General features: G+C 35.6%; 16 protein-coding genes. 8 read left to right on the top strand and 8 right to left on the bottom strand.

Annotated elements, in window-relative coordinates; genetic code table 11:
• Positions 1–73: 73 nt before the first annotated feature.
• The 5 genes from B091_RS0102200 to B091_RS0102180 form a co-directional block, all read right to left on the bottom strand.
• The gene (locus tag B091_RS0102200; RefSeq protein WP_018108375.1) at positions 74–1,327 is read right to left on the bottom strand and encodes an ABC transporter permease; all 1,254 of its coding nucleotides are present in this window, start codon (positions 1,325–1,327) and stop codon (positions 74–76) included.
• On the bottom strand, positions 1,327–2,502 hold the full coding sequence (locus B091_RS0102195) for an ABC transporter permease (protein ID WP_025069381.1): 1,176 nt from the start codon (positions 2,500–2,502) through the stop codon (positions 1,327–1,329). Before B091_RS0102195 ends, B091_RS0102200 begins: the two co-directional genes overlap by 1 nt.
• Positions 2,495–3,499, bottom strand: a complete 1,005-nt coding sequence (locus tag B091_RS0102190; protein WP_018108373.1) for an HlyD family secretion protein — start codon at positions 3,497–3,499, stop codon at positions 2,495–2,497. The genes B091_RS0102195 and B091_RS0102190 overlap by 8 nt, the downstream gene beginning before the upstream one ends.
• A gap of 12 nt (positions 3,500–3,511) precedes the next feature.
• A complete protein-coding gene (locus B091_RS0102185) occupies positions 3,512–4,990 on the bottom strand; it encodes a TolC family protein (RefSeq protein ID WP_018108372.1) in 1,479 nt (492 codons plus the stop codon).
• Positions 4,991–5,055: 65 nt separating this feature from the next.
• On the bottom strand, positions 5,056–5,934 hold the full coding sequence (locus B091_RS0102180; RefSeq protein ID WP_018108371.1) for a coiled-coil domain-containing protein: 879 nt from the start codon (positions 5,932–5,934) through the stop codon (positions 5,056–5,058).
• A 196-nt stretch (positions 5,935–6,130) separates the two neighbouring features.
• On the opposite strand from B091_RS0102180, the gene mdh reads away from it, so the two are divergent.
• From mdh to B091_RS0102155, 5 genes are all read left to right on the top strand, one after another.
• Entirely contained in the window at positions 6,131–7,060 is a 930-nt protein-coding gene (mdh, locus tag B091_RS0102175) for a malate dehydrogenase (protein ID WP_018108370.1), read from the top strand.
• Between the two features lie 294 nt (positions 7,061–7,354).
• The gene (locus B091_RS0102170) at positions 7,355–8,827 is read left to right on the top strand and encodes a TonB-dependent receptor (RefSeq protein ID WP_155888231.1); all 1,473 of its coding nucleotides are present in this window, start codon (positions 7,355–7,357) and stop codon (positions 8,825–8,827) included.
• Between the two features lie 1,008 nt (positions 8,828–9,835).
• Positions 9,836–10,027 (top strand): hypothetical protein, encoded by a 192-nt coding sequence (locus B091_RS12555; protein WP_018108368.1) that lies wholly within the window; start codon positions 9,836–9,838, stop codon positions 10,025–10,027.
• 9 nt (positions 10,028–10,036) lie between these two features.
• A complete protein-coding gene (locus tag B091_RS0102160) occupies positions 10,037–10,717 on the top strand; it encodes a FimB/Mfa2 family fimbrial subunit (RefSeq protein ID WP_018108367.1) in 681 nt (226 codons plus the stop codon).
• A gap of 516 nt (positions 10,718–11,233) precedes the next feature.
• Positions 11,234–11,872 carry a hypothetical protein gene (locus B091_RS0102155; RefSeq protein WP_025069382.1) on the top strand — a complete coding sequence of 213 codons (639 nt, stop codon included), beginning with the start codon at positions 11,234–11,236 and terminating at the stop codon, positions 11,870–11,872.
• Positions 11,873–12,259: 387 nt separating this feature from the next.
• Here the strand turns inward: B091_RS0102155 and B091_RS12290 are convergent, their stop codons facing one another.
• The 3 genes from B091_RS12290 to B091_RS0102140 form a co-directional block, all read right to left on the bottom strand.
• Positions 12,260–12,547, bottom strand: a complete 288-nt coding sequence (locus B091_RS12290; protein WP_018108365.1) for a hypothetical protein — start codon at positions 12,545–12,547, stop codon at positions 12,260–12,262.
• Positions 12,548–12,627: 80 nt separating this feature from the next.
• Positions 12,628–13,341 carry a relaxase/mobilization nuclease domain-containing protein gene (locus B091_RS11640; protein ID WP_018108364.1) on the bottom strand — a complete coding sequence of 238 codons (714 nt, stop codon included), beginning with the start codon at positions 13,339–13,341 and terminating at the stop codon, positions 12,628–12,630.
• Positions 13,342–13,781: 440 nt separating this feature from the next.
• Positions 13,782–14,474 (bottom strand): hypothetical protein, encoded by a 693-nt coding sequence (locus B091_RS0102140; RefSeq protein ID WP_018108363.1) that lies wholly within the window; start codon positions 14,472–14,474, stop codon positions 13,782–13,784.
• 240 nt (positions 14,475–14,714) lie between these two features.
• Here B091_RS0102140 and B091_RS0102135 point away from each other — a divergent pair, with 240 nt between their 5' ends.
• The 3 genes from B091_RS0102135 to B091_RS0102125 all read left to right on the top strand — a co-directional run bounded on the left by B091_RS0102135 (position 14,715) and on the right by B091_RS0102125 (position 19,446).
• Positions 14,715–16,040: a hypothetical protein gene (locus tag B091_RS0102135; RefSeq protein WP_018108362.1), complete on the top strand. Its 1,326-nt coding sequence runs from the start codon at positions 14,715–14,717 to the stop codon at positions 16,038–16,040.
• 91 nt (positions 16,041–16,131) lie between these two features.
• On the top strand, positions 16,132–17,529 hold the full coding sequence (locus tag B091_RS0102130; RefSeq protein WP_018108361.1) for a hypothetical protein: 1,398 nt from the start codon (positions 16,132–16,134) through the stop codon (positions 17,527–17,529).
• 651 nt (positions 17,530–18,180) lie between these two features.
• A complete protein-coding gene (locus B091_RS0102125; RefSeq protein WP_018108360.1) occupies positions 18,181–19,446 on the top strand; it encodes a hypothetical protein in 1,266 nt (421 codons plus the stop codon).
• Positions 19,447–19,449: the final 3 nt, after the last annotated feature.

Below are 19,449 nucleotides of genomic sequence, written 5' to 3'. Positions count from 1 at the left end.
TTCCCAAATCAAGAAGAGCACATTCAACATCGTTGAATGTGCTCTTTTTTTATGTTTAGTCGTGTGCTCTCTATTATAACTCTTTATCGGTAGCTCTTCTTTGCTTAGCCGATTTATACTCTTGAATAATGTGTTTGCGTGCAATCAAAATCTGATGTCGATAGACGAAGCAGGTACTCGTAAAGTATACTCCCGTTTGTATCCAAAGTGCCTTATATTCGAAAGCAACCTCGTTTAGGCTGGCTCCCATACTGCTTAGCCTTACATAACCGTTGATACCAAATGTTGATGGGAAAATATAAGATACATACTTCCAAAATTCGGGTACGGCAGCACCAGGCCATGATATCCCCGAAATAAATAGTAGTGGGATGGATGTAAAAACAAATATAAGCATACTTGTCTCCCTGTTTCTAATAGCTGCCGAACAAGTCATAGCAAAGAATATACAAGCAGCAAGGTAGGGCACAATAAAGAGAATGAGATTGCCTGCTGCACCAATTTGAGGTAGTGTAAATATTTTGGGAACCACGCAAACCACATAAAGTGCAAGTAGGATATAAACCATAAAGTAGGCTAATCCCTTACCGAAAACTATGCGTAAGGTACCATCGTAATGTTTGTTGACAGGTATCAAGTCTTTAAAGCGATGTTTCTCTCGAGCTGTCCCTGCAGCAGTACCTATTCCGAGTAATAGAGTTTGTTGGATAATTAAAATAAGCACCGCAGGAATCAAGAAGGATGCAAACCCATTAGTAGGGTTGTATAGCTTTACATCCTCGTACTTAATAGGTGAGGCGGAAATCTCGGCTTGCCTATTCGTGGTACTCTTGGATAGTTTCATTCGGATATCCTTATTAAAATCCAAGGAAACAGCTGTGTTAGCCATTACCAATGCTTTATAATAAAGTAGTCCACTCATATCGCAGAAAAGTGTAATCTGTGTGGTTTTACCTGTTGATAAGTTTTTGTTAAAGTCTTCGGGTATGTAGATGATACCATAAGCTCCTCGTTCTTTGAGCACCTTTTGAGCATGGGGGATATCGGTGCAATGCGCTATGATATTTACATCTGGGGTTGCATTAACCAGCTGAATGTATTTTCGGCTGTTGGGGGTATTCGACTTATCGACAACTACTGCTGGTACCTCTCTTACTACTTCGTTGGTATAGATAAAAGCATAAAGTAGAGGGTACATAATGGGGAGCACGACCAAAAACGTTAAGATTGCTTGATCTTTTAAAATAGTTTTTAGTTCGCCTTTCCAAATGTAGAATAGGTCGAATATCCCTTCAGAAATTTTCTTTCTAAATCCTATGCCCTTCATTAGTCGATATGTTTAAAATAGATGAGTACTTTTTTGAGCCTTCTCAAAACCAGTAATGGTAGTAACATAAAGATAAGTAGGGCTGCATAATTGGTCCAAGCATAGCCAATCGAGTAGCCGTTTAGAGCACTATTGACGTAAATTAGAAAGTAGTGACGAAGTGGGAACAAATCGGTAGCTACTTGCAAGGTAGGATCCATTGCCATAATTGGAAAAGAGAATCCACTAATCGAAAAAGAAAGTACACCCCAAAGTGAAACTGCACTCAAGGCCAATCTAAGTATTGGTGCCACACCATAGATAAAGATTGCTAGCCCTTGCGAAGCCAATATCAAACAGGTCATAGCCAGAAACATGGGTAGAATTCCACTATTACAAGGGTACGAAAGATAACCATACATATAGACTAAAATAAAGCCGCCTACCAGTAGCCAAATGACAGTCTGAGGGATAAGTTTGCCTAATAATGCCGTAAAAATAGATTTATTACCTGTGCGAAGCCATTGCCTAGATGAGTTTTCTTTGAGCTCACTGCCAATCGAAAAAACCGTGATCATGAGTACCATCAGCGATAATATCCCTGGAAGTATGGTATTTGAAAGATATACCGAATAGTTTAACCAAGGGTTGTTTAGTGGGCGGCTATCAATGGAAATGGGCATAATTACAGCTTGTACTTGTTCCTTGGTAAGACCTTTGGCCAATAATACCGAAAGTGTAGCACTTCCTGAGGCCATTTCACCCATTGTCTTCATGTTCTTGAATAGTAGTGATCCAGCAATTAAAAATGCATCGTTAGTATAGAACGAAAGTGTAGGTTGGCGCTGACTCTGTGCATTGCTCGCAAAGTCTTCGGGGATATAGAAGAATCCATAAATCTCGTTTCGTTGCATGGCATTTTTAGCCTCTTGAACCGAATTGAATTGCTGAATGATATCGACTTGTTGGAATGCATCCAGGTTTCTAAGCAAGTTGCGTGATGTTGATGAGTGATCTAGATCGACAGCACCGATGGGCAGTTTACTCGGTAATCCATCGGCCATAAGTGTGGTGAAGAAGAATGTACAAAATAGTGGTGCTATAATCATGCAAAAGAGATAGAGTGGGCGACTGTAAAGTCGCTTAAACTCTCTTCTGATAGTGGCTCCTAATCCTATTTGATAATTCTTAGTCATACTGTTTTTTTAGGCTGATAACGCTCATACCTGCACGTAGATTCTCAATGCGCTCTGTTGGTCTAGTTTTAACCTGAAAGGTTTTTAAGTCGTATTGTCCTGCTGTTTTGGTTGCTTTCCATGCAGCATAAGTGCCAACATCCTTCATATGTGTCACTTTGAGTGTAACCTCTTTTTTGTCTAGAGCTGGTATAAAAGCTGAGAATTCTTGACCAATATTGAGACCCGAAAGTAGATCTTCACGAACATTGAAAGTTATCCATAAATCGTCCATAATAGCCACATTCATAATGGGTGCACCGCTACCAACGAGTTCGCCAAGTTGAGGGAAAATCTCTTCGACTTCGCCTGCTAGCTGCGCAATAAGATAAGTCTCGTTAACGTATGATTCGACTTCGGCTACTGCTCCTTGTGCTTGAAGAACAAGTGCGGCTGCTGAGCTTTTATCTTCCCATTGTGCCCCATTTACAGCCATGTCATATTGCGATTGAGCAGCTTTTTCGGTAGCCAAAGCTGCGTGATACTGAGCTTCAGCCTCGTCAAGTTTTTGAGTGGGGAGTACACCTTTCTCGTGCAAGTTCTTGACACGTGTATAGGTTTTATCCATAACCTCTTTGCCCGCCTTAGCTTTTTGTAGCATCTCAAAGGCCGATTGAATAACCTCTTTACGAGCTCCCATCATTACTTTTATATTTTGAGCTTCGGCTGCAGCTGTTGCTGCCTTAGCTTGTTCAAGCTTAGCATAAACATCGGGTGCTTCCAGAATAGCTAGTGTATCACCTACTTGAACCTTCTGACCTTCAGTTACTCTAAACTCAAGGATTCTGCCAGGAACCTTACTCGAAACCCTATATTCTGTTACTTCTGCTTGCCCTTCGATAATCTCGGGACCCGTTTTAAGCATGAAGAAACCTACAATAATTACGATAGCAATAATGCTAACTAATGCCAGGAGTGCAATTAGGATATTACTTTTTTGTTCTTTCTCTGTTACCATTTTGAATCCAGTTTATTCCGTAAATTTACCCAAGGCTTTGTTGAAGTAAATCTCCGTAAGTTTAATATCGATTTGAGCATCTATTTTTTCCGATTGAGCCGAGAGCCAAGCCGTATGAGCTTCGAGTACATTGCTCACGGGGATAACTCCTTCTTCGAAGCCGAACTTCGCATAACTTAAGTTTTCGTTGGCTTTATCTAGGTTGCTCGATGCCATCTTGAGCTTTTTATTGGCCTCATTAACTTTAAATGCCGATTGATTGATTTGGAGCTCTATTTTTTCTTTAGCTTCAGCAAGTTCTAGGCGAGCAATTTGTGCATCCGATTTGGCTACTTTTGTTTTGTAATACCCCTCTCCCCAGCTCCAAATAGGTACTGATAGGCTTACGCCGATATTCCACATGCCTCTGAATTTCTTCTCAAAGCCGTTGTAAAAGGCAGGGTTGGTTACCATATAGTTGCCAATTAGAGCTAAATGAGGAAGGTGCTCTGATCGAGCGAGCTTAATCTTCTGGTCGTAAATTTGAGTTGCTAGCTCTAGGCTTTTTATCTCAGTTCTATTAAAATAGGCTCTCTGAAGGTCAAAGTTTGTGTAGAAACTCTTGACCGGTAAATCTGTGATGTTTTCGTCGGCGAGCTTGATGGGGGTTTGCATGTCTATACCACAAACTTGGCAAAGTAGCATTCGTGACAGGGCTAATCCGTCTTGTACTTTTGTAAGCGTCATCTCCCCTTCATTGACTTTTACTCGGATGGATAATCCGTCGGCACGAGTAGCCATACCCTCGTCGATAAAATGATTGATATCGCTATCTAGTTTTTGAAGAAGCTCCAGATAACTCAAGGCTAATTTTTCTTTGTTTACGAGTGATACGACTTGCCAATAGGCTTGGTCAACGCTCAATATAACATCTTGTAGCTGTAAGTTGTGTGCTTCTTTGGCAAGATTCTCAGCATACTTTGTTATTTTGTTGTATGCTCGTATTTTACCACCCATATACAAGGGTTGAGTAAGGGTGATTGCCCCAACATACATGTTGCGCGTATCAGTTCGCACACCTTCGATCAGGGCTTCGCTAAACTGGTTGAGTTCTGTAAAAGCCTCTTGACCTAGCGACTGAATTAGTGGTTTGAGCGTGGGGAGTTGCTCGCCTATGATATCAGCCAATTGGTTGATTCGTGCCTGTCCATTGGGACCTAAATTGCTGATTTCATTTTTCTGACGATCACTAAGAATAGAAAGTTCTTTCTGATTTCTTAGGTAAGTTCCTTTTGCCGAAACGTGCGGAAGATATTTTGTATGTGCAGCCTTTTTAGAATAATGAGCGGCATTTATCTTCTCTAACGAAATGTGGAGTTGTTTGCTATGCTCCTTGGCTAAGGAGCGACAATCCTCTAATGTAAGTAATTCTTGAGCCCGACTTGGTGTACTACTCAATAGTCCACAAATAGTAGTGGCTAACAGGATGAATACACATTGTATCTTTCTCATGGATGTAGTTTTATGGTACTAAATATAACATTTATATAGCAGTAGGAATATATTAGTAATCAAATCTATTTATCAAAATTGAAGTTTTTACTACCAATCAGAAGTCCATTAGCAAAAATATCAATTCTATAGGTACCTGCATACAAGAACTCTTCGATGTCCCAATATACCGTTACGTTTTGTTCTTCTCCATCGTACTCAATATATTTCTTGATTGAATAGGGGAGTTTTTTGTTTTCATAATCGAAAGTTAGGCTAGCATCCTTAGTGAGTATTGACTGATCTGGTTTGGTTATATTGATAAACAGTGTACGCTCTCCAGCTTCTGCCGTGATGTTTTTGGCTAGTGTAAAGCCAATATGAAATTTCGTAGCGTCCTTGAGTTTTTTAGCATCTCTATCTCTTCTGTTTTTAGCCTTCATCCAGAGATTACTTGCATCAAGTTGAGCAGCTAGTGAAACTTGTTGATTCAGTTTTTTCTTTTCTTTGGCCAGTGTACTAATTTGACGAGAAGCAGTATTGTATTTTTTAGTAACCTCATCAATTACTATTCTTTGCTCTTGTGTTACTTTGTTTAAAGAGTCAATTTGGTTGATATAGCTTATCATCACTTTACGTAGTGTTGATAGCTCTTTTTTAAGTCGACGAATCTCTAAAGCATTACTGCTTTTAACGGTACGTAACTCCTCGAGTAAACGCTGAGTTTTTGTTTGCTCTCTTTCCAAGAGTTCAGCCAAGGAGTCGTTAGATATGGTGAGTTGTAATTCATCATATTGCTTAGCAAAACTGCTGTATTCATTTTCAAGGTCTTGCTTTTCGAGTTCAAAGCCTTCAATAAGTTCGTAGTTTGTCTTTTTTTCTGAGACAAACAGAAACATAAATACCAGCATAATTAGGCCAAGTATGACCATCAAAATAATCAGTGTTTTAGGGCTCTTTTTCATCTTCTTAGTTATTAACTTCTATACTACACAAAAATAGTGTTTTATAACATATAGTATAGCTACTTTCTTATAAAAATATTAAGGAAATAATTCCCCAATCAAATAACTAATGTTATTTTTGTATTGAACAAGATAAGTAAGAATAGTTTTTAAAGACTATCTTTAAATATAGTTTTACAAATAAAATTAAAATATTATGTCAAAAGTAACCGTAGTAGGTGCAGGTAACGTAGGTGCTACATGTGCCAATGTATTAGCTTTCAATGAAGTAGCTGATGAAGTAGTAATGCTTGACGTTAAAGAAGGAGTATCGGAAGGAAAAGCAATGGATATGATGCAAACTGCTCAACTTTTGGGTTTTGACTCAAGATTAGTGGGTTGCACAAACGATTATGCTAAAACTGCAAACTCTGATGTTATTGTTATTACTTCAGGAATTCCTCGTAAACCAGGTATGACTCGTGAAGAGCTAGTAGGTGTTAACGCAGGTATCGTTAAAACAGTAGCAGAAAATGCGTTGAAGTTTTCTCCAAACGCTATCCTTGTTATTATATCTAACCCTATGGATACAATGACTTATTTAGCATTGAAATCTTTAGGCTTACCTAAAAACCGTATCATCGGTATGGGTGGTGCACTAGATAGCTCTCGTTTTAAATATTTCTTATCAGAAGCATTGGGATGCAACGCTAACGAAGTAGAAGGTATGGTTATTGGTGGTCATGGTGATACAACAATGATTCCTCTAACACGTTTTGCAACTTACAAAGGTATCCCAGTATCAAACTTCCTTTTAGAAGAAAAATTAGAAGAGGTAGCTAAAGCAACTATGGTTGGTGGTGCAACTCTTACTGGTCTACTAGGTACTTCAGCTTGGTATGCTCCAGGTGCTGCAGGTGCTTATGTAGCTGAGGCAATCATTCACAACCAACGTAAAATGATCCCATGTTCTGTAGCTCTAGAAGGCGAATATGGTGAAACTGATATTTGCTGTGGTGTACCTGTTATTCTTGGTCGCAACGGTATCGAAGAAATTATTAATCTTCCACTTAACGATAAAGAAAAAGCTGCTTTCAAAGCAAGTGCAGAAGCTGTACGTAAAGTTAATGCAGGATTGAAATTATAATTTAGTGTTCTGTAAGGAATAATTGAATTGACACAAAAAAGGCTCTAAGTTTACTTTAGGGCCTTTTTTTTATGCATACTGATTAGTTATTTCCCAGCTTCTGTTTCATCAATCTTAGCTTCTAGTTAACAGAAGACAGAAAATTACTACTTAATATTGCTGTCTGTGTTAATGTTAGTTAATGAAAACGATATGGCGAGGTGTTTGTTTTTATATAAACAATTATTTTATTTACAGTTGTGTTAAGTTGTTTTAAATAGTATTCAATAAGTGTTAATGCAAAGTAAATTGAAAGTGAGATTATTTTTTGTTGGGCTACTCTTGTTTGTAGTAAACTTTTCGACATTGGCTCAAATGGATAAAGTTTTTGGGAAAGTTGTAGGCCAGGATGGTTTACCTGCTATTGATATAGTTATCACCATGTATGATGCTAACTCAAAATACTTAGCAACAACTGTCTCAACTGAAGATGGGTTATTTGAGCTACCTATACATCTCACTTTAATGCCTGTAATTCTGCAGTTTGACCATATTATGTATAAACGCAAAAGAGAGAATTTTGATAATCCTGATGTGGGAGAAGTTGTATTAGAATCTATTATTTTAGAACTAGATCAAGTCGTAGTAGAGGCATATCGTCCTATTGTTAAAGTTGAAGAAGGAAAACTAATCTATGATATAAAACAAATAGCGAATGGAACAACTGCAACCAATGTATATGAAGCTATCAGTAAATTACCAGGAGTCGATGAGAAAGACAATATGTTGCAGTTGGCTGGTATAGGAACTTTAACCATAATTATAAATGGAAAGCCAACCTCAATGAGCCCTATTCAACTAAAGAGTCTTCTAAGCTCTATGCCCATTGAAAGAGTTAAATTTGCTGATGTTTTATATAGTGCACCACCACAATATAATGTTCGTGGAGCAGTAATAGATCTTATTCTAGAGCAGACTAAAGACAATTCCTATTCAGGAGAAGTGCGTAATAGTTATATTAATCAGTTTAAAGATACTTGGATAACTGGGGCTAGTATGGTGATATCTACTCCTAAATGGTCTACAGAAGCTATTTATAGCTATGAAAACTTCTTTTCGCCACAGCAGTCAAATATTTATTCACAGCATACAATTGGTGATGATCTGATATCTATAGAGCAAGTTCAGAGAATAAAAGCGAGAGGTGATTTGCATAATATAAGAACTGCATTTGATTATACACCCTCTGAAAACAGCTCTATACATATTGTTTATAATGGTGAAATAACTCCTGCAATTCGGTCTACATCTAAATCTGATGGTTCTTTATTAAACACCGTAACAAATAAATCAGGAAACAATGCATTACACAACATAGCTATTGGATATAAAACTAAAATGGGTTTTAGTATAGGAGCAGATTACTCCGCATACATGAATAGAAGTAATAGTTTTGTGAGTAATATATCTAACCAAGACCAATTCAACTCATTCAATGTTAATGCTGGGCAAAATATTTCGCGACTTAATTTATATACTGATATGGAGCATAAACTTAGTCGAAAATGGAATTTAACTTATGGTATGAAGGGAATCTGGGCTCATGATAAAGATTTTCAATATTACAGTGACATAGAAAAGAGTAGTGAAATGTTCAATACGAATACCCGTCTTGAAGAATGGACTGCGAACTTGTATGTTGGTGTAAGGAAAAAACTGAGTCAAGGCTCTTTATTAATTTCTGACAATAATGATAATACCTATGTTATATTATATTTATTTATGTAATCTGTAAAGAATAACTGAATCGACATAAAAAAGGCTCTAAGTTTACTTAGGGCCTTTTTTGTGTTTTTACCAACTTAAAATGTTTTTCAGTTATGGAGATTTGTAATATCTCCAATCAGATCTGTTACTTGATTTTTGAGTTGTTTTTTGGGAGGCTACTTAGCTTGATCTGCTTAGTACCCAATAATCCAAATGTGATTAATCTATTTGCAGTATTAGAATGATTACATACTCTAAACATTAAACGACTTACTCGTTTGGCTGCAGTCAGTAGGTGGGAGCTATTAAACGAGTAAGTTGTTACGATTTGTTCTTTTACTGACTTGTCTTATCTGTGTTCTTATCTCCTTGTATTATGCTGATGATTAATTGTAATGGTTTTGAAATGAATGAATTGTAATGGTGTTTCGTATCTATGATAGTAAAATGCTTTTAAAGTTGATTAACTAATGCCTTGAGCTTATCGGATAAGAGTGTTGGTTTTAAAAGTGATTTATGATGTGTCTGTGTTTTTATCGCTATGATTTACAGTGTTTTATCTATTTGTTGTTCTTGTAGGTAATTGCAAAAAATGTACTCAGTATTAAAAGTTTCTTAATTTGTTTTTAAAGTGCTTTATGCGTCTTCTAGTTTATTTGAATTCTACTTTTTAGATTAATGATTGTTATATAAATGTAGTCTATTGTTTCATATTTGTGCAGATATCAAATAAATGTATTATAATTGCATTATGAAATTATTAGAGGTCTATACGCTTAGTTTATAGCTCTTTATTTATTCTACTACCTCGACTGTGATGGGGTTTGTTTGATTGTTTTATCTTCTACCCCTTTTTATATACAGGTAGAATAGTTTAATAATAGGGTTTTATGTCTTAATAGTTACAAGATTAAGTGTTTGAGTATGTATTTAGTATTTCGTTATGCCGCTTTGTTGACATGGTAATGTAAAAGGGACGGTGTGAATGTTCTAATTTATTTAACGCGACAATTTAAATTAAATCTAGTTATGATTTTAAAAAATATTACAATGCTTATTAGTCTGTTTGTGTCACTCTCTCTTACGGGGTGCATAAGCGAAGACCTTGAGGGTTGTATCATAAACACCACTAAGGTCAACTTTAAGTATCTGGCCAATGGAGATCAAGATGTCATTCTTAAGTATGTTGACCATTTGACTGTTTTTATCTATGATAAATAGACAGGAGATTTGTTTGAAACTCGAGAAATTACTTTAGACGACAAGTCGAAAACTAAAATGGAACTCAAGCATCTCCCTGGTGGAACGTATAGTTTTGTTGTGTGGGGTAACTTATCTAGTTATTCTGAAGTGGGTGGTATTGGTAATATTGGTCAAGGTGTGATAAATCAGGTGTCTGGAGGAAAAGGGCTGAAATCAAGTGATCGGCTTTATTTTTCTAGAGGGGATGTTCATATCAAAGAGATCTCTAATAACTCTGTTGATTTACTGTTAAAGTCTGCTCACGTTAAATTTGATGTTACTGTTAAGGGACTCGCAGAAATGCCTTCTTTACATATCAGTCATCAAGTTCAGGGTTTTGATATGAATATGAATATAATCGAAGGAGACTTAGTCGGATTTAACCCCGTGTTAGAGAAAAGTGACAAGCCAAACCTATTTCGAGGTCAGTTCAATGTTCTTCGCCCTCAGGCTGGCTTTCTAGAGAGTAAGCTGACTATGACGACCTCTACTCTTGAGCGTCACGAAGTGAGTCTGAAAGATTTTATTGCTATGCATTATCCTCAAATAAGTATGTCTAAGACTCAGGAGATTAAAATCGAAGTATTATTTGAATTCTCAAATCTGGGTATAAATGTAACTGTTCCAAACTGGGATGTAGATGATAATACGGGTTCTGTAATTGATTAATCACGAGTCTTTCCCTAAACTATTAATTGAAATCTATGAATTTATATATGTGTCCTTTATTTAGAGTAAATCGGTGGGTGACAAACCTGTTTAGCTTCTCGGCTTTGATTTTGTCTGTGTCGTTTTTGTTGACTTTGCTTTCGAGTTGTAACTCCAATAATGAGTTTAGCCCTAATTGGTCGAGTGAGACTGTTGATAAGACTATAGTAGTAAATGTACTGTAATTAACTGATAATTAATTAGTTAGGTATGTGTATTAGTAATTGGCATTCTATATCTTGTTTACCGTAAGAAAAAACAAGAACTTTTCTATTAGGTGGCTTTGCCCCCTAAGACCCCCAAGGTTTTACGCTTTTGACCTTTGCCGAGAGTGTAAAAACTTACTGATATATAGTTTTTAAATTTCTGTAATCTCTTTTTTTTAAAATAAAACTTAAAAATACTTGTTTTATGTTTTATTTATATGTTATTTCACTAATAGATATTTAATATATAAATCTTTTAAATTGCGTTAATATGAAAACAAATTTAATTAAATCATTTAAAAAAGTATCTTTTTACTTCCTAGTAGTACCATTTTGTATTGTATTATATTCCTGTTCTAATGAGAATATGAATGAAACAGAAGTTAAAGATAATACTGTAATCGAAGATGTTTTAATAAAAACAAGTCCATCTATTGATGAGTCTGTTAGAGTTCAATTTAATGAGTTTATATCAAAAAATAAGCTTACTCGCTCTATTAAAGACGAACAATGGGATTTTGAAAATATGGTAGAATTCAGTTCCCCTAGTAATTCTATATATTGTTATATGGTTTTTGATAAAAACGATCCTAATAAAATACTAGGAGGTTGTAGTACAGCTAAAGATGTAATAATTACATTTTTTACATTTGTAAAAAATGGAGATTTATATACTTTAATAGATAGTTCTAATGAACCTGTAGCGGATGTTAGGCTAGATTTAAAGAAAGAGCAAATACATTTAGTTAAATTGTACAACTCTCAAACAAGAGCTTCTGGATCAGAATGGTGTGGTATAGGAATGGGAGTAGCTGGAGGAGTTGGAGCTGCATTTGCTCCTATGACACTTGGTGCTAGTATTGGATTTGCTGTATGTTGGGGGGTTGTATCAGCTTTAATGTGTAGATGATATGTTAATACAAATGATTATATGTGGAATTGTTTTTACTGTTTTGTATGTAAATAATATGTTCCAACTAATGCCAAGCAATTGGGTGGAATTATTTTTTCATGTTGAATTTCTACTATTTGTTTGTTTTATTATAATGGAATTAAGGAAACAAAATAAAAACAAGTAAATACAAGTCTGATTTTAATTTTAATAACGGGAGATAAATTAATTAATCTATCTCCCGTTATTAAAATTAATCTATACATCAAGAATATCTTGTCGAAAAACGAGTGATTTAAACTTCAAAAAAGCCGATTTTTAGAAAAGTATTTTTTAATAAACATTGAGCAAGAAGTATACTCCACAACGTGTATTATAAAATACACAAGTGTATGATAGTTAGGGTTAGATACTTCTACCTCTTCGTTTGTTTTGTGATTCTTGTTCTTTATGCTCTTGTTCCTGGCTTAGTTTTTTACCTGTATTGAATATTCTTGCTATATGGGTGTTATTGAATGGCTCGACATTTAAGCCTTCACTAAACATCTTTGTAAGGTCTTTGAAGACTACAATAGTCTGTTTTTCGGTTTCCTCTAAAGAGCTATTTAGCTTCACTCTTAGATCTCTTAACGCGTTTAGGTACGTATGATTTTCTTCTACAACTTTGGATACTTCTTGCTTGGTTACTTTCAATTCTTCGCTTAGATTGCTGATTGTTTTATTTGCTCCCTGAAGCTCCTGATTGAGCTTTAAATTATTCTTTTCTAGCTCGATTATTTTTTTCTCCCCTTTTGTTCCCCAAGTAACTCATAGAGTTTGCCTACTGCACGATCAATAGTTTTGCCTGTATTAGTTTTTAATTTTACGTTTTTAAGCTCTTCTTTGGCTTTGTGTACGTTTTCCTCTTTCTCAAGCAAAAGTTCTTGTAATCGCCTTAATTCGGCTTCATTTTTAAATTGCTGCGACTGTATGTGAACTTTATCTGAAGAAACTCCCCTATCCATATCGAGGGTGTCGGCTAATAGGGTTTGCATTTGTGCCAGGTCCTGGCGATTAAGCTTTATGCTTTTTCCTGTTTCGTGATTAGTCCAATCAAAAACTATGTGAGCATGAAGATTTGGTTTCCACTCTTTTTTCTCTTGGTCTTTGTAGTGTCCTTCATCCTTGTGAGTGTAAATTTGTATTGCCTTTATTCCGAATTTATCTTCGGCTTTTTGAGCAAATTTTTGCAAGTCCTTCAGAGTTGTTTTTTCTGAAATTACAATTACTCCTTCACGAATTGGAGTAGCTTTACTCTGCAGGGATCTTCCTGTTTTTTCCTTGGTGTTCTTTTTTATAAATTTCAACCTATCCGAAATAGATTCGGATATCCAACTTTCATTTTTAATAGAAAGTTCTGGACGAACATAATCAAGCTCTTTAGCTCTATGATTATGTTGTTCACTACCACCCTTTACAGGTTGAATGTTTATGCTTGTCTTTGCCATTATCAATAAGATTTATCGTTTGAGAATGTGGGGTCAAGGGGTGTCCCCTTGCACACAACTAGTTTACTAGTTATAGTGTGCTATAACTAGATTTGAATTCATAAAGAAACCAATTTAAATATCAAAAAAAAATCCTAATCCCCATTCATCCATTTCCCTTCCATTTCCCTTCTTCATTCTCTTCTCGATTCTCTTCTCGATTCATCCATTCTCTCCTCTACTTCCCTCTCCATTCGTTCGCTCATCCATCTATAAACTCATTAATTAATCACTCAAATTTAAGCATGGAAAATTGATTAGTTAGGTTCTATTTTGTATCTTTGTTAGGTCAAGAGGATAGAGCAATGTAGAGGTACAACTCGAGCGCTTGACGACCTTTATACGAGAGCTGTTTTGCTCTAAAAAAACGAGGAATAGTAAATACTATTCCTCGTTTTCTTTTAATCGAAAGGAAGTTCTGTTTGTCGTTTTTCCCATTCCTCTATTCTTTTCTGTTCTTCTAATAGATATTTATCTTCTTGAATTTTATTCATAGCATCAATTTTCTTTTGAGTCTGATTATCATAGCTTGGAGCATTATCTCTTTGATTGGCTTTCAGCAGTTTTTCAGCATCTATAGATTCAGCCTTTTCTTTTGTGATATATTCTGTATAAATAGCAAATCGCTCTCCTTTACAAACGATGGTTGGGTTGAGCCAGTATGTATTTTCTCTTACATCAAGTGCGATAATTTGATTATTGATTAACTCCAATATCCCTTTATAACATGGATTGAATGACTTGTATCCAACCTTTGCATACTCCTTGAAATAATTAAAGTAAGCTCTTTGATCATAGTCCATTACTTTGGTTAGATACATAAAAACATTAATTGCACTTCTTGATAAATCGAATAAGCTACCAATCTCGGAAGCATATATCTTGGCAAATTGACTTTTGTCTACTACTTTTCTTCTCCCCATTAAAACAGTATCATTTACTATTTGACCTGTTGAGGTGTCTACTATTGATTCTCCTCGAGCTATTATTGTATTAGCTCGAGGCTGGAGATACATTTTACCTTTTAATTCAATCATAAAAGGATTTGTTTCATGTTTGGTTTGAGTTGATAATCCTTTCTTTTTACTATTCATATTTATTTTTTTTAGCGTTGTAATGGATAAGTAACTTGTGTTTGACTTGATAGTTTCTTACTCATATGCGAATGTAAACAAATAAGTTTGTTTATCAAATACATGCTATAATAAATAAGTTTGTTTATCAGTTTGGATAAGTTTCTTATATCATTTGGATAAGTAGTAAATGTACTTCAAGATGGCGGAGTTTATGGGCTGAATGATAACTCTTCTGACTTTGAGTCAAAGCTAAGTACTATGTATGTTTTGGTTTTTCTGCCCAGAGATAATGCAGGAGGGCTCGATGATTCAGATAACTTGCTGTTCTATAACATGGCCCATGTGTCGAACTTAAATTACTCTCAAATTAAAAAAGCTACGGATTTTAATTTAAAGGTAAATGTGCCTCACGATTCTCAAAGAGTTAAGCTGGTGTTTGTTGCCAATCCTAAGAGATTAGATGTTGAGGGGTTCAAAAATAAAACCCTGACTGATATATCATCGGAAATTGAATTCAAAGCCTTTAACCAAGCAACGTACATTTGGGATATGACCAAACAATCTACTCTTGATTCGGAGTCATTGCCTATATCTGCAGCTCTTGATATGAATGTTGCTGATTTTGAAAAGCTTAAAAGTGTAGATATTAGTTTGTGTCGTGCTGTAGCTCGAGTAGATATCGGATTTAATTATTCGGTAAACTCTGATGGTTCCGAAGTGCAGCCAGATAATGCTAATATTTTTGATGGTAAGGCATATTTAATCAATAGTATTTATGTGTATAGGATCACAGAAAATGGTCTTGTTGTAGCTCCTGAAGCAGAGCGCTTGAATATTTCCAATTCACCTAAGGTGTCGAATGTACCCTATGTTGTGAAATTGGCAAAAGCAACTGCGAACCCTGTAAAACGCATGATCTATCTGCCCGAGAACAAAGGAGCTCGCTCAATTGATGGTGATGAAACGGTAACTACTTTTGTGGTTGGTGTATATAATGAGGGATTTCAAGGAGTGGATAAAACTCGTTACTATAAAGTGAATCGAAGTAAAATAATTGATGGAGAGCTCTCATACGAATCTTTATCTCGTAATAAGCGAATAGTTATTGGTATAAATGAAATTATAGGAGATGGGTATCGAACTCCTGATGAGGCACTCAAAGGTGAAGCAGATCTTAATACTACTATAACCGTTGTAGACTGGATTGAAGAGGATATTGAAGTTGGAGGTCAAGGTGGTTATCCAGGTTTTAAATGGAAGGATGATGCACTTAATGCTGATACAGAGCACTATCATAGGCTTAGTGATTTTGATCTTGGTGCAAGTAGTGTTGTTGTGAAAGAAATTTACATCTATGGTGGTGCTATTCCGAAGTCTTTTGAGACCGATAAATTTAAATTATTTGTTGAGGAGGTTTTGGATAGTACAGAGGAGAACTTATGGAAAATTACAGTTTCAGCAATAGATCGTTCGATCTTATTTAGTGTAAAAGACTTCCTAGAATTTGATAACCATAGAGTCCCCCTGTATATATATCAGAATATGAAGAGTCTGCGACCTGAGAAAGTTGCAGGAGGTAGATAAGTAACTTGAATAATTGAATGTTAGTATAGTATTATGAAAACAATAAAAATATATATAGCCAAGTTTTTTGGTTGTTGGGTAGGATTACCAATTGTGGTTTTACATATTTGTTTTATCGGGTTGTGTCCACGAAGATGGATTAAGCTCAGACTCTGATATCTTGTCTGATGAGAATAAAATTATAATGAATCTGCATCTCGATTTATCTCAAGAGCAAAAGGAGGCCATTGAAACTCGAGCTGTAGGGATTGAAGATAAAGAGGTTCGCGATATATTCGTATTTTTGTTTGATGAATCAAGTAGTTTCCGAGCTGTAGAGCAGAGTATTGAAAGAAAACCTGGTGCAGCCGCAGGTTCAACAAGGTTTTTTGTGGCTTTTGACAAAAACTCCCTTAAAGATGTGGATAAATTTAAGGTGGTGGTAGTGGCTAATCTTGAAAAAAGTCTTCTTGAAGTCAAAGCAGGAATGAAGAATATCAGCAATTTCGATAAGTTTGTTCAATCATATAGCTTACTTCAGCTGGATGCTCAACTGTATGGAAAAGCAGAGTCGAATTTGTTAACCTCCGTGTTTTATGCAGATAAAGCTCAGTTGATCGATTTGACAGCGAGTTTGGTTCGGCCAATATCAAAGTTTAAAGTATCGCTGACCTCTAGGTATAATTATGAGCTTATTGAAGCTTCTCTTTATGGATACTCAAGAGTTGCTAGTGGCGCGTATAATGTTGACGAGTCTGGTCAGCCGGTAGTAACTCCCGTGAAGCCCGCTACGACGTTACTTAAACCCATAAAACTAGTGGGCACCAATTCTATCTTATCTACTTCTTCGAACTCTTATGTTACAGGAGATTATATGGTAGCTGCCGAGCAAGCTAAAGATTTGTTGGTGGTTTTGAAATGTAGAAACTCCTCAGGTCAATTTAAATATTTCTCTTCACGTATATCAAATATAGAGGTCGCTCGAAACAAGTCTTATACCATAAATTTTACTAAGCTTAGTGGTGAGGGTTATGAGACCGAAGCTGAGGCTGCTGTAGGTCAAGAACTCTCGACTAGTCTTGTTGTGGAGTGGGATGATCGAATTCGAGAGGGGTATGTGAGGCAAGATAGGTATTTTGGTGTTGGAAAGAAGTTTGTGAATGCACCTAAAGGTATGTCTTCTGAATTTAGTACTTATATTCAAACTAATATTGGGTTTGAGTCAAAGGAAAAAAAGCTCAAGCCTAATGCCGGTGTGAAAAAAGGTTTGACTTTTACGCATGATGGAGTCTCAATACCAGTTTTGGAGGTTTCTGAATCGTTGCCATTTGCTGATTATTATGTTTTTGTAGGTCGTGTGAAGAGTAGTGGCGGTATAGACAATAAAGATTTATATAAAATAGGTTTTATTCATAATACAGCAACTTCTGCGTTTGTTGAAGAGTTTCGTGTAAAAATGCACTACGATGGTGCCGAGTTGATGGAGTTTGTTGTGAAGGCCAAAAAGTAATAAAGTTTTTATGTTGGGTTTTCTTAATATGTGTTTCAAAGTGTGCGGCATAGTGAAATATTAATGTAATAATACACACCCTTTGTCTCGTTTTTTTTAAGTCTCTAGTATTAGCTTATTTCGTGAGTTTTGTGTAATTAATTTAGTGTTAAGAACTATCTTATTACTTGTAACTGCTTGATTTATTGGATGTTGTTATTTTTCTTTGTTTGTCCACTTTGTTGAGGTTGAATTAGAGTAATTATTGTTATATAATATAAATTAATTGTTTTGTATTTGTGACTCATCTAAAAAATGTATTATGTTTGTATTGTAAAAGAAATGAAGACGTAATGCTTTGACTTATTGGTGTTAGTGTGATACATGTCTAGAATGGCATCTCTTGAGAGTTGGTTTTATTGATTGTTTGGTTTTTGTGTATTTGGTTCAAAAAGTTATAGATATAGGATTGAGAGTTTTGGTTTTGAAAATTAGGTAATACTGTTGTATTGAGTATCTCTTAAATATGTTGAATTTATAAAATAATAAAAATATGAAATTTAAAAGTTTATTAGTTTATTAGTTGCTACAATTGCTGTAGCTGGTTTTACTTCTTGTTCGTCTGACGACGTTGACGGAAATAATAGTTTTAACGGTTCTAATGATTTAGAAGTGAGAGTATCTATCCCGACTGCAGTTGGTCGTGGGGTAATTGAGGATGGAGTTGCAAACGATATAGCTCCAAACTTGAGTAATATTTTTGCTTATGTAATGAGAGGGACATCACAAGTAGCCAAATTAGAACTCTCTAAATCGGGTTCTGATGATAAATATGCTGCTATATTTAGAGATATTTCATTGAATGGAACAGAGAGAGTAGTAGTTTCGGCAAACAACTATACAGGTAAAGATGTAGTTACTCCTCAGGGTTATAAAGTGGGTGATATTCAGTCTAGTAGCATTGATGGAAAAGATAATGTTGCAGCTATTTATTATTTTGATGATGCTAATTTGTCATCTGCTATAAAGTCATCTGATAAAAATAAAACAGAGTATAAATTAGATAATATGGAGTTAAAACCTCAAGCTTCACGTGTTGAGGTGAGTGGCGCTGTCAAATCTAGTGATAAACTGGTAAAGAGTGTAGAAGTGACTGAGATGACTCCTAATAACTATTCGTTAACTTTTGGAGCTGTTGATAGATTTATGGCTCAATCTACAGGCAACACGGTTAATCCATCTGATAAACGTGTGAAAGATAATTTAGGTGTGTTGGCTAATGTTGGATTTTACGCAGATATAACAACTGGTGGTAAAGTAGTAGCTAATCACCTATTCAATGGTGATGAGAAGAGAATTGCTTTCCGAATGAATGCTGTTATTTACGATGTGGTTAAAGATGATCAAGGAAATAGAGTGTTGCCTATTAATAGCTCTAATGTGGTAGTTGATTCTTATGTATACAAAGCTACAGGGAAAGCAGAAGGTTCTGAAGATGTAACGACGACTCTTTATATTAAAGATGGTGATAAATATTATGCTTTAACAAAAAAGGCAGATGGTGAGTTGCAGTTCAATGGTGAGAAGTATACTAAATCAGCAACTGCTGCAGCTGATGATCCTAAACTTGATACTTACTCTACAGTTGAGCAAGGAGCTGGTTATTTCAATATGGTCAAGTTTGCTAGTATGAGTGGTGCTAATGGTAATGAGATTGATGCAAATGCTTCAAAGTTTTATGAGCAAGGTAAGATCTATAAGGTTTTCTTTGATAAAATCGATTGGAATGGTGATGGCACTGTAGATGATAATGATGCATACGATCCTGATAAAAACGGTGACGGTGGTACTAGTCCATCTACTACTCAGGCAGATGTTGTTGTTGGTGCTAAGGTTATGAAGTGGACTGTAGAAAATACGGGTGCTTCTATCGAGTAATTA

The sequence above is a fragment of the Bacteroides propionicifaciens DSM 19291 = JCM 14649 genome (genome assembly GCF_000375405.1).
GTDB classification, from domain to species: Bacteria; Bacteroidota; Bacteroidia; order Bacteroidales; family Bacteroidaceae; genus Bacteroides_E; species Bacteroides_E propionicifaciens.
The sequence above is the reverse complement of the archived record's forward strand: the minus strand, read 5'-3'. Positions and strand labels throughout refer to the sequence as shown.

Excerpts from the sequence above, each read along its gene's own strand:
- B091_RS0102200 (WP_018108375.1), bottom strand. The coding sequence starts at position 1,327 with ATGAAGGGCATAGGATTTAGAAAGAAAATTTCTGAAGGGATATTCGAC.
- B091_RS0102195 (WP_025069381.1), bottom strand. The coding sequence starts at position 2,502 with ATGACTAAGAATTATCAAATAGGATTAGGAGCCACTATCAGAAGAGAG.
- B091_RS0102190 (WP_018108373.1), bottom strand. The coding sequence starts at position 3,499 with ATGGTAACAGAGAAAGAACAAAAAAGTAATATCCTAATTGCACTCCTG.
- B091_RS0102185 (WP_018108372.1), bottom strand. The coding sequence starts at position 4,990 with ATGAGAAAGATACAATGTGTATTCATCCTGTTAGCCACTACTATTTGT.
- B091_RS0102180 (WP_018108371.1), bottom strand. The coding sequence starts at position 5,934 with ATGAAAAAGAGCCCTAAAACACTGATTATTTTGATGGTCATACTTGGC.
- mdh (WP_018108370.1), top strand. The coding sequence starts at position 6,131 with ATGTCAAAAGTAACCGTAGTAGGTGCAGGTAACGTAGGTGCTACATGT.
- B091_RS12555 (WP_018108368.1), top strand. The coding sequence starts at position 9,836 with ATGATTTTAAAAAATATTACAATGCTTATTAGTCTGTTTGTGTCACTC.
- B091_RS0102155 (WP_025069382.1), top strand. The coding sequence starts at position 11,234 with ATGAAAACAAATTTAATTAAATCATTTAAAAAAGTATCTTTTTACTTC.
- B091_RS11640 (WP_018108364.1), bottom strand. The coding sequence starts at position 13,341 with ATGGCAAAGACAAGCATAAACATTCAACCTGTAAAGGGTGGTAGTGAA.
- B091_RS0102140 (WP_018108363.1), bottom strand. The coding sequence starts at position 14,474 with ATGAATAGTAAAAAGAAAGGATTATCAACTCAAACCAAACATGAAACA.
- B091_RS0102135 (WP_018108362.1), top strand. The coding sequence starts at position 14,715 with ATGTATGTTTTGGTTTTTCTGCCCAGAGATAATGCAGGAGGGCTCGAT.